The sequence below is a fragment of the Brachybacterium sacelli genome (assembly GCF_017876545.1).
In the GTDB taxonomy this organism is placed as follows: Bacteria; Actinomycetota; Actinomycetes; order Actinomycetales; family Dermabacteraceae; genus Brachybacterium; species Brachybacterium sacelli.
In genome coordinates this window covers 2,648,026-2,660,070 of sequence record NZ_JAGIOD010000001.1, presented here as the reverse complement: position 1 = coordinate 2,660,070, position 12,045 = coordinate 2,648,026, and the positions used below count along the sequence as shown (strand labels likewise).

General features: G+C 71.7%; 12 protein-coding genes. 5 read left to right on the top strand and 7 right to left on the bottom strand.

The features are described 5' to 3' along the window. Positions 1 to 37 precede the first annotated feature (37 nt). The 4 genes from JOF43_RS11985 to JOF43_RS11970 form a co-directional block, all read right to left on the bottom strand. Positions 38 to 1,348: a D-arabinono-1,4-lactone oxidase gene (locus JOF43_RS11985; protein ID WP_209902310.1), complete on the bottom strand. Its 1,311-nt coding sequence runs from the start codon at positions 1,346 to 1,348 to the stop codon at positions 38 to 40. A 66-nt stretch (positions 1,349 to 1,414) separates the two neighbouring features. Then, the gene (locus JOF43_RS11980) at positions 1,415 to 2,620 is read right to left on the bottom strand and encodes an alanine racemase (RefSeq protein WP_209902308.1); all 1,206 of its coding nucleotides are present in this window, start codon (positions 2,618 to 2,620) and stop codon (positions 1,415 to 1,417) included. Position 2,621: 1 nt separating this feature from the next. Beyond that, complete coding sequence (locus JOF43_RS11975) at positions 2,622 to 3,506, bottom strand: hypothetical protein (RefSeq protein WP_209902306.1); 885 nt, start codon at positions 3,504 to 3,506, stop codon at positions 2,622 to 2,624. A 36-nt stretch (positions 3,507 to 3,542) separates the two neighbouring features. Then, complete coding sequence (locus tag JOF43_RS11970; protein WP_209902304.1) at positions 3,543 to 4,169, bottom strand: GNAT family N-acetyltransferase; 627 nt, start codon at positions 4,167 to 4,169, stop codon at positions 3,543 to 3,545. A gap of 65 nt (positions 4,170 to 4,234) precedes the next feature. On the opposite strand from JOF43_RS11970, the gene JOF43_RS11965 reads away from it, so the two are divergent. From JOF43_RS11965 to JOF43_RS11945, 5 genes are all read left to right on the top strand, one after another. Further along, positions 4,235 to 4,885, top strand: a complete 651-nt coding sequence (locus JOF43_RS11965; RefSeq protein ID WP_209902302.1) for a 5-formyltetrahydrofolate cyclo-ligase — start codon at positions 4,235 to 4,237, stop codon at positions 4,883 to 4,885. An 83-nt stretch (positions 4,886 to 4,968) separates the two neighbouring features. Continuing rightward, positions 4,969 to 5,331, top strand: a complete 363-nt coding sequence (locus JOF43_RS11960; RefSeq protein ID WP_209902300.1) for an FmdB family zinc ribbon protein — start codon at positions 4,969 to 4,971, stop codon at positions 5,329 to 5,331. Positions 5,332 to 5,561: 230 nt separating this feature from the next. Next, the gene (locus JOF43_RS11955) at positions 5,562 to 6,218 is read left to right on the top strand and encodes an SAF domain-containing protein (RefSeq protein WP_209902299.1); all 657 of its coding nucleotides are present in this window, start codon (positions 5,562 to 5,564) and stop codon (positions 6,216 to 6,218) included. Positions 6,219 to 6,254: 36 nt separating this feature from the next. Continuing rightward, positions 6,255 to 6,683 carry a large conductance mechanosensitive channel protein MscL gene (gene mscL / locus JOF43_RS11950; protein ID WP_209902297.1) on the top strand — a complete coding sequence of 143 codons (429 nt, stop codon included), beginning with the start codon at positions 6,255 to 6,257 and terminating at the stop codon, positions 6,681 to 6,683. A 113-nt stretch (positions 6,684 to 6,796) separates the two neighbouring features. Then, positions 6,797 to 7,654: an A/G-specific adenine glycosylase gene (locus JOF43_RS11945; protein WP_209902296.1), complete on the top strand. Its 858-nt coding sequence runs from the start codon at positions 6,797 to 6,799 to the stop codon at positions 7,652 to 7,654. A gap of 72 nt (positions 7,655 to 7,726) precedes the next feature. On the opposite strand, the gene JOF43_RS11940 is transcribed toward JOF43_RS11945, so the two are convergent. The 3 genes from JOF43_RS11940 to JOF43_RS11930 all read right to left on the bottom strand — a co-directional run bounded on the left by JOF43_RS11940 (position 7,727) and on the right by JOF43_RS11930 (position 11,906). Then, the gene (locus tag JOF43_RS11940; RefSeq protein ID WP_209902294.1) at positions 7,727 to 8,278 is read right to left on the bottom strand and encodes an amino-acid N-acetyltransferase; all 552 of its coding nucleotides are present in this window, start codon (positions 8,276 to 8,278) and stop codon (positions 7,727 to 7,729) included. Continuing rightward, complete coding sequence (locus tag JOF43_RS11935) at positions 8,275 to 9,135, bottom strand: DedA family protein (protein WP_245354092.1); 861 nt, start codon at positions 9,133 to 9,135, stop codon at positions 8,275 to 8,277. Before JOF43_RS11935 ends, JOF43_RS11940 begins: the two co-directional genes overlap by 4 nt. Before the next feature lie 188 nt (positions 9,136 to 9,323). Further along, complete coding sequence (locus tag JOF43_RS11930; protein ID WP_209902292.1) at positions 9,324 to 11,906, bottom strand: ATP-dependent Clp protease ATP-binding subunit; 2,583 nt, start codon at positions 11,904 to 11,906, stop codon at positions 9,324 to 9,326. Between the last annotated feature and the right edge of the window lie 139 nt (positions 11,907 to 12,045).

Below are 12,045 nucleotides of genomic sequence, written 5' to 3'. Positions count from 1 at the left end.
CATGGGCGTGGAGTGGGCCGCTAGGCGGACCGTCCGATCATCGCAGCAGGTGGTGGAGGTACGGGGTCATGAGCAGCCCGCCCGGATCGGCCTCGGCGCGCACGGCCCGGAAGTCCTCGAAGCGAGGGTAGAGGGCGGCCAGCTCCTTCGCTCCCAGCCAGTGCTGCTTGCCCCAGTGGGGCCGGGCCGCGAAGGGGGCGAGAGTGCGCTGGACCATCAGCAGGTACGGCCCGGGGTCCTCGCGGTGGTAGCGGTGCGCGGCGATGTACACGCTGTCCCGGTCGTAGGCGGTGGACAGCCAGACGTCATCGGGCGCGGCACGGCGCACCTCGAGCGGGAAGGTGACACGCACGTCCTCCTCCTCGAAACGGGCCTGCAGAGCGGCGAAGGCCTCCCCGAGGTGCTCGGCGGGGATCGCCCACTCGGACTCGTGAAATCGCACCCGGCGCGGTGCCACGAACACGGAGCCGGAATCATCCAGCACCCGCGGCCCGGCGAAGGCCCGGGAGGCGAGCTCGGCGGCCGGACGGCTGAGGGAGGGGACGAGAGCGGCACCGCGGCACGCCAGTTCCCAGGCACCGTTGCCGAGCACCTCCTGCTGGAGCGTCATGGCCAGACGGCCGGGGCGGCGGCGCGGCGTCGACGCGGGCACCCGGCGCATGGTGCGCACCGTCGCGCGGTCGGTGCGGGGGAACCAGTACAGCTCGTGGTGGTCGATGATCGAAGTGTCGGCGAGGAACGATCCGAGTGCCTCGTCGAGGTCGACGGTGGACTCGACGAGGTCGAGCCGGTAACGGGGGATGCACGCCAGGGTGACCTCGAGGACCACGCCGAGGGTGCCGAGTCCGAGTCGTGCCGCCTGGAACAGGTCCGGGTCGCGGCTCGGCGAGGTCTCCACGATCGACCCGTCGGCCAGGGCCAGGCGCAGGCCGCGGACCATGCCCGCGAAACCCGTGAAGCGCGCGCCGGTACCGTGCGTGCCGGTCTGGATGGCGCCCGCGAGCGACTGATGGTCGATGTCGCCCATCACCGACAGAGCGAGGTCGTGCGGCGCGAGCAGCTCGGCGATCTCCCACAGACGCGTCCCGCCGCGCACCGTGACCAGCCCCGTGCCCGGGTCGGCGCGCACCAGTCCTCGGTAGTCGTCGAGGGAGACCAGGACGCCGTCGGTCGCCACCAGCGGGGTGAAGGAATGCCCGCCGCCGATCACCCGCAGCGGCAGCCCGGCCCCACGTGCGGTGCGCAGCGCCGTGAGGATCTCGTCCTCGCTGGTCGGGGTGAGGACCTGCTGCGGAGTCCAGCGGACCTTCCCGCTCCAGGTGCGGTGGGTGGGGCTCGAGATCGCCACGGTGGTCTCCTTCCAGGGCGGGGCGGGCGGGACCGGGCCCGACGAGTCGAGGCGGGATGGGCCCTGTCAGAGGAAGAGTGCCCCCTCGCCGCGGTAGGTGAGGGCCGAATCCACCACCTCGTCGCCGGTGACCAGCACATAGGAGGGCAGATGCTCCGCGGGCTCCCCCGCCTTCGCGTGGCGCATCCAGACGGTGTCGCCCACCCGCAGGTCGTCGGCAGCGGGACCGACGACGGGGGTCTGGACCTCGCCAGCCGCCTCCTGGGGCGCGTAGGAGAGGCCGGGCGGACGGGTGAGGGTCGGCAGCCGGTCCTCGCCGGGCACGCCGCTGGCGATCCAGCCGCCACCGAGCACAGTGGCGACCTCGCGCGCGGGACGTCGGACGACGGAGAACCCGAGATGGAGCGCAGGGCGGGGACGGAAGTCGCGATAGCGGTCGAACAGGCCCGGTCCGATCAGTCCGGAGCCGGCCGCGATCTCGGTGACGGCGGCCTCGGCGCCTGTGGACTCGATCGAGCCGGTGCCGCCGCCGTTGACGAACTCGAGGTCAGCGACCTCACGCACGGCGGCGACCGCCTCCTCGCGGCGGGCCGCGATGTCGGGACGCGAGAGCGCCTTCATGGCGCGCACTGCCGCACCGTAGGGGGTGCGGGCCGCATCGGTGACCCCGGCGATGTGCCCCTCATAGGCCATCAGGCCGACGAGCTCGAGTCCCGGACGACGAGCGATCTCCCGGGCGAGCTCACGGGCCTGCTCGGGGTGGCGCACCGGGGAGCGGTGGGCGCCGAAGCGGACACCGGGCAGCGGCGCGAAGGAGACGTCGAGCTCGAGCGCGAGGCGGATCGGCCGCGCAACGTCGCGCAGTCCCGCGGTGGCCTCGAGGAGGAGATCGAGCTGAGCCACCTCGTCCACCATCAGGGTGATCGCCTCGAGCGCGGGAGGATCGAGCATCAGCCGGCGCAGCGCCCCGCGCTCGGCCGTGGGGTAGGCGACGACGAGGTCGTCGAACCCGTGTCCCGACAGCCACAGGGCCTCGGGCAGCGTGTAGGCGAGCACTCCCCGATACCCGGGGTGCGCCAGCGCCCGCTCCAGCAGGGCGCGCACCCGCAGGGACTTCGAGGCGACCCGGATCGGGGTGCCGCCGGCGCGCCCTGCCAGCTCCGAGAGGTTCGCGTCGAAGGCGTCCAGGTCGAGCACGGCCATCGGCCGCTCGACCCAGCCCTCGCGAGCGAGGGTCCGTTCGACAGCCGCCAGGCGGGCCGACTCGCTCATCTCAGGCCCGGCGACGGGCGAGGACCTCGTCGAGCTGCAGGTCCTGTGCGGGAGCGTAGGCCTCGTCGGCCGCCTCGAGCTCCTCGACCCCCTCGCTCTCGAGCGGGACGGGCGTGGGCTGCATGCTCTGGCGGTGGGCGGCGTGACGGGTGGCGAGATCCTCGACCTCGCCGTGCAGGGCGTAGGTGGGGCGCGGGACCGGCCGCGGCATCCACTCGCCGGGCGCGGCGACCTGGTGGGCCGCGCGCTCGGTGGTGGAGTCGAGGGACTCGCGCTGAGCGGGCTCATCCGACGGAGCATGCGCGAGGGGCGGCTCCGCGGCAGGCTCTGCGGCCGTGGTCGCGGTGGCCCGACGGGCGGTCTCCCGCTCGGCCCGCGACCGGCGAGCACGGGTGGCGGCACGAGTGGTGCGTGCCCGACGCTCGAGCTCGGCGCGCCGCAGGCCGACGAGATACACAGACAGGCCGGCGACCGCGATCAGCGGCACCCACCAGGCGATGACCTGGGCGAGCGCAAGGCCGATGAGGGCCACGGTGCCCACGGCCAGCAGCGCCAGGACGGTCCGCATCAGCCGTCGCGAGCGCGCCCTCGCCTCGAGGACGTCGATGCGGGTTCCGGGCACGGCATCGAAGCGGGGACGGCTGGTGGGGTCGGCGGGGCGCAGGAGCAGGCGGTCCTGGGACATGGCGGCATTCACCTCACGGGAGGAGCGGCGGGTGTGGACGGCCTCGGACAGGTCCCGGGCCTCCGAGGTCATCTCGGTGAGCTCGGCGGCACGGGCGCGACCCATCAGGTCGCGCCGGCGCGCGGTGCGCGGCAGGGCGTAAGCCACCCACAGCAGCAGCAGAAGGCCGAAGAGAACGGCTCCGAGGTTGATCGACTCCACACCGATACAGTAATGACACCGATGTGATTTCCCTGGTCACCCCATGGGCGTGTCGGGAGGGAACTCTCGATTCAGCCGCGCGAGCACTCCGTGGCCGTCCGCGCCCGTGACGACTTCCTCGGCCGTGAGCGCGAAGACCAGATGGTCCCGCCATCCACCGTCGACGTGGATCGCCGAGCGCCGCAGGCCCTCGGGACGCAGGTGCAGCTTCTCGACCACGCGCAAGCTCGCCGTGTTCTCCGGCCGCACCGTGACCTCGATCCGGTGGAGCCCCATCTCGGCGAAGAGGTGGTCGATGACCAGCGCCGCCGCTCGCGGGACCAGGCCGGCCCCGGCCCGCTCGTGGTCGACCCAGTAGCCCAGCACCGTCGAGCGCAGCGCCCCGTACTGGATCGGGCCCGCCGTGATCTGCCCCGCCAGTCGACCGCCGACGGTGATCGTGAGCGGCAGGTACCAGCCGTGCCGCGCCTGCTGCTCGTTCCACCGACGCAGGGCGGTGAAGGGCAGCTGACGGGCGTCACGCTCGGGGTCGGTCGCGTCCCACGGGCGCAGCCAGTCCCGGTTCCGCTCGCGCAGGCGCTCGAACTCGGAGCGGTCCCGCAGACGCAGGGGCCGCAGGGTGAGCTCCCCGTCGCGCAGGGTGAGCGGCCAGACGTGAACCATCGCGTCATCGTAGACGGATGCCGATCCCGCGGGTGCGCAGGCGCTCCGCGTGAGAGCCTGGGGTCATGGACACCGCGGCGATGAGGGCTCGCAAGCAGGACCTGCGCGCAGGGCTGAGGGCGCGCCGCGCGCAGACCTACGCGGGCGAGGCGGGCGCCGCGCGCCGGTCCCGGGAAGCGCAGCAGCTCCTCGGTCGCGCCGCGCCGCTCCGGGCGCTCGTGCGCTCCGCCGTCGAGACCGGGGGCGAGGCACCGCTGGTGGCGGCCTACCATCCCACCCCCGTCGAGGCGGACGTCATGCCCCTGGCCCGCGAGCTCGCCGGACTCGGTGCCCGACTGATCTTCCCGGCAGCTGCCGGCCGCCGGCTCGAGTGGATCGCCTGGGACGGCCACTCCCCCTTCGTCGACTCCCCGGGACGCGGCTTCGGCCGGGAGCCCGAGGGGGAGCATCTCGGACCCGACGCGCTCTCGCGGGCCCTCCTGGTGCTCACTCCGGCGGTGGCCGTGGACCGCTCGGGGACCCGGATCGGGCACGGCGCCGGCTATTACGACCGGGCATTGGCCGGGGTGGGCGACGGCACGCGCGTGGTCTCCGTGATCCATCCCGACGAGCTGCTCGAGGTGGGAGCACTGCCCCGCGGCGAGCACGATGTGCCGATCCCCGCCGTCCTCACGGCCGACGCGCTCGTCCGCTTGGTCACGATCGACGTCTCCTGAACCCCGCGCCCGGTGGGAAAGGACGTAGAATCGCTCCGGCCGCGGACGCGACCGCGCTGACAGAAGATCCCGGAGGACGCCTCGTGCCCACCTATGTCTACGCCTGCAAGAGCTGCGGGCATCGGTTCGAGCAGTACCAGAGCTTCAGCGAGGACTCGCTGCTGACCTGCCCCGAGTGCACGCAGGACGCTCTGCGGAAGGTCTTCGACTCCGTGGGCATCGTCTTCAAGGGTTCCGGTTTCTACTCCACCGACTCCGCGAGCTCCGGCGCCTCCTCGTCCTCCACCGCGAACGGCGCCTCCTCGACCGCCGACGGTGCGTCCTCGAGCAGTTCCGACGCGAGCTCCTCACCCTCCGGCGACTCCTCCAGCAGTGGGTCCTCCTCCAGCGATTCCTCCGCCGGCTCCTCCTCGAGCGCGCAGCCGGCGGCCGCGGCGGCCTCCTGACCTCTCCGTCCCCTTCGCCGGCGAGGGTTTGATCCGAGCCGAGTCGATCCCGCCGGGCGCGCTCGAGCCCGGCGAGCACCTTGTGGGCCCGTATCGGCCGGGCGCGCTCCTGGCAGGTGTGACCGGGCGCCCGCGTGTTCACGTCGTGGTGCGTCCTCCACAACAGGCCGTCATCCACATGACCTGTCCGCGGCCGGCGGAGGGGCGGGTCGCCGCCTAGATTCAGGCGCATGCTCTCCCGGATCCGCGCACAGCTCCCCACCTGGCGGCGTGCCCTGCGCCGTCGCCGCCGCACTCTCGTCGTGCTCGCGCTCGCACTGGGCGTCGCCGTGCTCGCGCCCCCTCTGCTGCCCCCGAGCGTCCGGGGCACCACGGTGGTGGCCGCCGCGGTCGACCTGGAGCCCGGAACCGTCCTGGCGGAGCAGCATCTGCGCACGGTGCGGGTCGCCGACGAGCTCGCGCCCCCGGGAGTCGTGAGCTCCCCGGCGCAGCTGGTGGGACGAGAGGTCGCCCTCCGGGTCCCGGCCGGGACACCTCTCCTACCGGGCCTCCTCGTCGCAGCCGGCGCCGCCGCGATCCCCGAGGACTCCGCGTTGATGGCGCTGCCCGTGCCCGCGGCGCTGGTCCCCCGCCTGGCCCCCGGGGCGCATCTCGACCTCCTCACCTCGGGCCTCGACGCCTCCTCCGTCGCCGCGGTCCCTGCCGTCGTCGTGGAGCCCCCGGAGTCGGAGGATGCGGACGCGATGATCGGACAGAGCCCGTCCGGGACGGCGCACGTTCTGGTCTCCGTCGAGCGGTCGCGCACCCGAGAAGTCGCCCACGCTGTGCGGGAGGGCTGGGTCACGGTCTCGATCGTCAGCTACAGTCCCCTGGTGTCGCCTCGGTGACATGATCCCGATCCCAGATCCCAGTAAGGATGACCCATGAAGGGTTTCAAGGACTTCATCATGCAGGGCAACGTCATCGACCTCGCGGTCGGTGTCGTCATCGGCTCCGCTTTCACCGCTCTGATCAGCGCCTTCGTGGACAATCTGATCCAGCCCGTCATCAACATCTTCGGCGGGGGCAATGTCCATGGCCTCGCCTTCCTGATCACCAACGAGTCGACCCGCGTCGATATCGGAGCGATCCTCTCCGCTGTCATCGCCTTCCTCATCACCGCGGCGGTCGTGTACTTCGTCTTCGTCCTGCCGATCTCCCAGGCGCGTAAGGCGGACCGCAGGCGCCGCGGCCTCCCCGAGGAGGAGGAGACCGCCGAGTCCGAGGACATCGTGCTCCTCACCGAGATCCGCGACGCCCTGACGGCGCAGCGCGATCAGACCTCCGACCCCCAGGCAGGGCCGCAGGCCTGAGCGGAATCCGGGGTGCCGCGGCACCCCACCACTGCGACGCGGGGCGGGACCTGAAGGTCCCGTCCCGCGTCGGTCGTGACTGCGCCGCCCCTCGGGAACGAGCGGCTGAGGACGTGGTCGACACGGTGATCGACTGGTTCGCCGTCCAGGGCCGCGACCTGCCGTGGCGCCGTCCGGGCACCTCTGCCTGGGCGATCCTGGTCTCCGAGGTCATGCTCCAGCAGACCCCGGTGGTCCGGGTCCTCCCCCGCTGGCACGACTGGCTGGAGCACTGGCCGACCCCCGCGGATCTCGCGGACGCACCGACCGCCGAGGTGCTGCGCCGCTGGGACCGCCTCGGGTACCCCCGTCGCGCGCTGCGCCTGCAGGAGTGCGCACGCGCCATCGTGCGCGAGCACGGCGGGGAGGTCCCCCGCGGTCTCGACGCGCTGCGTTCCCTGCCCGGCATCGGTGAGTACACGGCCGCCGCCGTCACCGCCTTCGCCCACCACGGCCGCGCCGTGGTGGTCGACACGAACATCCGGCGGGTGCTCGCCCGCAGCGTGCGCGGCCGTGCCCTGCCCGACGCCTCGTATTCCGCGGCTGAGCGCGCCCTGGCCACCCGCAGCCTCCCCACCGACCGCGAGCGCTCCGTCGCCTGGAACCAGGCGGTCATGGAGCTGGGCGCTCTGGTGTGCACGGCCCGCTCCCCGCAGTGCGCCCGATGCCCACTGGCGAAGAGCGGCTGCGCCTGGTTCGCCGCAGGCCGGCCTGCCGCCGCCGAGGGCACCCGCCGCCGGCAGGCCTTCGAGGGCACCGACCGTCAGATGCGCGGGAAGATCATGGCCGTGCTCCGTCGCGACGGCGAGGCGGCCGTCACCGACCTGCTCGCCCTGGATCCCGCGGATCCCGCGCGCGTCGAGCGCTGCACGGCGACGCTGGTCGCGGACGGACTCGCGGTGCACGCAGGAGAGCGGCTGCGCCTGCCCTGAGCCGAACGGGCCGGCAGGGCCCCAGGGCCGACGAGTCGGCCGACCACCTGCTGCGTCCTGCCGTCCGGCCGCTCACCGAGTTCGGCCGCCGACCCCGTCCTCGCGTCCGACCGCCGCGTCCTGGGTGCCGAGCGCTTTGAGCATGCGGGTGTTGCCGAGGGTGTTGGGTTTGACGCGGGCGAGGTCGAGGAACTCGGCGATGCCCTCGTCGGGAGACCGCAGCAGCTGGTTGTAGACCTCGGGATCCACCTCGTCGGCCATCACCTCGAAGCCGTGGCGGGAGAAGAACTCGACCTCGAAGGTCAGGCAGAAGACCCGGCTCAGCCCGAGCTGGACCGCGCGCTCCAGCAGGGCGACCAGCATCTGGTGGCCCAGCCCGCTGCCTCGCTGGTCATCGCCGACGGCGAGGGTGCGCACCTCGGCGAGGTCCTCCCACATGACGTGGAGAGCGCCGCAGCCCACGACGGCTCCGTCGTCCTCGACGGCGACGAGGAACTCCTGCACCGCCTCGTAATAGGAGACCAGGTCCTTGCCCAGCAGGATGCCGGTGTGGGTCATGGGCTCGACGAGCCGATTGATCCCTCGCACATCGGCGGGCACGGCGGGGCGGATGACGATGCTCATGCGGGGCTGTCCTGTCCCTGGGAGGCGAGCGACGTGGAGTCGTCCGCGCTCTCGCCGTCCTCGTCCTCCTGGTCGGTCCCGGGCGCGTCGGCGCGGTGACCCTCGGCGTCGGCCTCCGTGGGGCGGACGGGCGCGTCCTCGCCGTCGCGCTCCTCGTCACCCTCCTCGGAGGATCCGTCGACGCCCAGGCGGTCCGTGACGATCTCGCCACGACGCTCGGCCCGGCGGTCCAGCATCCGGTGCATGGCAGCGATCAGCCGCTCCACGATGAGCGCGAGCACGACGGCCGCGACCAGGGCGACGGTGATCGCGAGCAGGTGGTGCTCGCCGAACCAGGCTCCGGCGACGGCCCCGATCGCGCAGGAGTACACGGCCCACACGAAGGTGGACAGCAGCGAACGCGGCCAGAACTCCTTGTGGGGGTAGTGCACCGCTCCCGCGACCAGGTTCACCGCGGTGCGGCCGAAGGGAATGTAGCGGGCGGTCATCAGGAACAGCAGGGCGCGGCGCTGGAGGCCGCGGTCGGCTGCCTCGACAGCGCGGCGCCCTTTGCCCTCGCGCAAGAACTTGAAGCGCTCCCAGCCGATCTTGCTGCCCAGCCAGTAGCCCATGTTGTCGCCGGTCCAGGCGCCCATCCAGGCGGCGAGGCCGATCAGGAGGATGTAGGGGCGCCCCGAGGAGGACCACAGGGAGGAGAGGGTGACGATGGTCGATTCGCTGGGAACCGTCGGGAAGAAGCCGTCGAAGGCGGCGAAGCCGTAGACGACCAGGTAGATCCACCAGGCATCGGCGACGCCCATGATCCAGCCCTCGATCTGACCGGTCAGGGACAGCAGCCAGTCGATGGATCCGCCCATGCGTCCTCTCCTCCGATTCCTCGGGATAGGGCCCGGCTCCGCCGCCGGGCAGGTGCTGCGTGCCCGATGCCGTCACGGGCATCGTGCCCGGGAGCGTCCCGGCCACGGTCGTTCGCGGGAGCGTCCGGACACCAGCCACGAAGCGGACGAGCCGGCCCCGCCGCTGTGGCGGGACCGGCTCGAATCGCTCAGGAGGCGCTGGCCTCCGCGCTGTCCGTGTCCGGAGCTGACGCGCCGTCGGGGCGGGTCATCTCGTCGGCACGGGCCTGCGTCATCGATTCGACATCGACCGTCTCGGTGATGGTCTCGAGCTCGCCGCTCGCGCCGCGTCGGCTGAAGGTCAGCTCGCCGAGCAGACCCTCACCCTCCGCGTCGACGATGATCGTATCGCCCACGTGGACCTGGCCGAACAGGATCTTCTCAGACAGGACGTCCTCGATGTCGCGCTGGATGGTGCGACGCAGGGGACGTGCGCCGAGGACCGGGTCGTAGCCCTTCTCGGCCAGCAGCGCCCTGGCCTTCTCGGTGAGCTCGATCGTCATGTCCTTCTCGGCCAGACGCCCGGACAGCTTGCCGATCATCAGGTCGACGATCTGCATGATCTCCGTCTGCGACAGCTGCGGGAAGACCACCGTGTCGTCGACACGGTTGAGGAACTCCGGCTTGAAGTGCTGCTTGAGCTCCTCGTGGACCTTCGCCTTCATCCGGTCGTAGTCCGTATTCAGGTCGCCGCCCGCGGTGAAGCCCAGGGAGACGCCCTTGGCGATGTCCCGGGTGCCGAGGTTGGTGGTCATGATGATCACGGTGTTCTTGAAGTCGACGATGCGACCCTGGGAATCCGTGAGCCGGCCGTCCTCGAGGATCTGCAGCAGCGAGTTGAAGATGTCCACGTGGGCCTTCTCCACCTCGTCGAACAGCACCACGGAGAACGGCTTGCGCCGCACCTTCTCGGTGAGCTGGCCGCCCTCGTCGTAGCCGACGTAACCGGGAGGCGAGCCGAACAGGCGGGAGGCCGTGTGCTTCTCGCCGAACTCGGACATGTCCAGCTGGATGAGGGCTTCCTCGTCGCCGAAGAGGAACTCCGCGAGCGCCTTGGCCAGCTCGGTCTTGCCGACGCCGGTGGAGCCGGCGAAGATGAACGAACCACCGGGACGCTTGGGGTCCTTGAGCCCGGCGCGGGTACGACGGATGGCCTGGGACAGCGCCCGGATGGCCTCGTTCTGGCCGATGACGCGCTTGTGCAGCTCGTCCTCCATGTGGAGCAGCCGCGAGGACTCCTCCTCGGTGAGCTTGACGATCGGGATGCCCGTGGAAGCGGCCAGCACCTCGGCGATGACCTCTTCGGAGACCGTGGTCACCGCGTCGGTCTCACCGTGGCGCCAGGCCTTCTCCTTCTCCTCGCGCTCGGACTTGAGCTGCTGCTCCTCGTCGCGCAGGGAAGCGGCGAGCTCGAAGTCCTGCCCGTCGATCGCCTCCTCCTTCTTCATGCGCGCGGTCTCGATGCGGGCGTCGAACTCCTTGAGCTCGGGCGGCGCGGTGAGGCGGCGGATGCGCAGCCGGGCACCGGCCTCGTCGATCAGGTCGATCGCCTTGTCCGGCAGGAAACGGTCGTTGACGTAGCGGTCGGCAAGGTTCGCCGCGGCCACGAGGGCGGAATCGGTGATGGTCACCCGGTGGTGCGCCTCGTACTTGTCGCGCAGGCCCTTGAGGATCTCCACCGTGAGCGTCACCGAGGGCTGATCCACCTGGATCGGCTGGAAGCGGCGCTCGAGAGCGGCGTCCTTCTCGATGTGCTTGCGGTACTCCTCGAGCGTGGTGGCACCGATGGTCTGCAGCTCTCCGCGGGCCAGCATCGGCTTGAGGATGCTGGCGGCGTCGATCGCGCCCTCGGCGGCACCCGCCCCGACGAGGGTGTGGATCTCGTCGATGAACAGGATGATGTCGCCGCGGGTGCGGATCTCCTTGAGCACCTTCTTCAGGCGCTCCTCGAAGTCGCCGCGGTAGCGGGAGCCGGCGACCAGGGAGCCGAGGTCGAGGGTGTAGAGCTGCTTGTCCTTGAGCGTCTCGGGGACGACCTCGGCCACGATGGCCTCGGCCAGTCCCTCGACGACGGCGGTCTTGCCGACGCCGGGCTCGCCGATCAGCACCGGGTTGTTCTTGGTGCGGCGCGAGAGCACCTGCATGACCCGCTCGGCCTCGTGCTCGCGCCCGATGACCGGGTCGAGCTTGCCCTCGCGGGCGGCCTGGGTGAGGTTGCGGCCGAACTGGTCGAGCACGAGCGAGCCGGAGGGCTGACCCTCGGAGGGCCCGCCGGAGGTGGCCGGCTCCTTGCCCTGGTAGCCCGACAGGCGCTCGATGACCTCCTGGCGCACGGCCGACGGCTCGGCCTTGAGGCGGGAGAGCACCTTGACGGCGGTGCCCTCTCCCTCGCGCAGCAGGCCCAGTAGGATGTGCTCGGTGCCGATGTAGTTGTGTCCCAGCTGCAGCGCCTCTCGCAGGCTCAGCTCGAGGACCTTCTTCGCGCGGGGCGTGAAGGGGATGTGGCCGCTGGGGGTCTGATTGCCCTCTCCGATGATGTCGCGCACCTGCTCGCGCACGGCATCGAGGGTCACGCCGAGGGCCTCGAGGGCCTTCGCTCCGACTCCCTCGGCCTCGTGGATGAGCCCCAGCAGAATGTGCTCGGTGCCGATGTAGTTGTGGTTCAGCAGCCGTGCTTCGTCCTGTGCCAGGACGACGACGCGACGGGCGCGATCTGTGAAGCGTTCGAACATGGTCCTCCCCCGTCCGGTGGTGGTGATGGATCGAGACTACGCGCGATCGGCGCGGATTCACCGCCTGTTCGCCGCGGGCGTGACCGGGCGCCCCGCGGTGGGAGCCGGACGGCGCGGACGGGTCGCCGTCGGGGCTCCG

Excerpts from the sequence above, each read along its gene's own strand:
- JOF43_RS11980 (WP_209902308.1), bottom strand. The coding sequence starts at position 2,620 with ATGAGCGAGTCGGCCCGCCTGGCGGCTGTCGAACGGACCCTCGCTCGC.
- JOF43_RS11970 (WP_209902304.1), bottom strand. The coding sequence starts at position 4,169 with ATGGTTCACGTCTGGCCGCTCACCCTGCGCGACGGGGAGCTCACCCTG.
- JOF43_RS11965 (WP_209902302.1), top strand. The coding sequence starts at position 4,235 with ATGGACACCGCGGCGATGAGGGCTCGCAAGCAGGACCTGCGCGCAGGG.
- JOF43_RS11955 (WP_209902299.1), top strand. The coding sequence starts at position 5,562 with ATGCTCTCCCGGATCCGCGCACAGCTCCCCACCTGGCGGCGTGCCCTG.
- mscL (WP_209902297.1), top strand. The coding sequence starts at position 6,255 with ATGAAGGGTTTCAAGGACTTCATCATGCAGGGCAACGTCATCGACCTC.
- JOF43_RS11940 (WP_209902294.1), bottom strand. The coding sequence starts at position 8,278 with ATGAGCATCGTCATCCGCCCCGCCGTGCCCGCCGATGTGCGAGGGATC.
- JOF43_RS11935 (WP_245354092.1), bottom strand. The coding sequence starts at position 9,135 with ATGGGCGGATCCATCGACTGGCTGCTGTCCCTGACCGGTCAGATCGAG.
- JOF43_RS11930 (WP_209902292.1), bottom strand. The coding sequence starts at position 11,906 with ATGTTCGAACGCTTCACAGATCGCGCCCGTCGCGTCGTCGTCCTGGCA.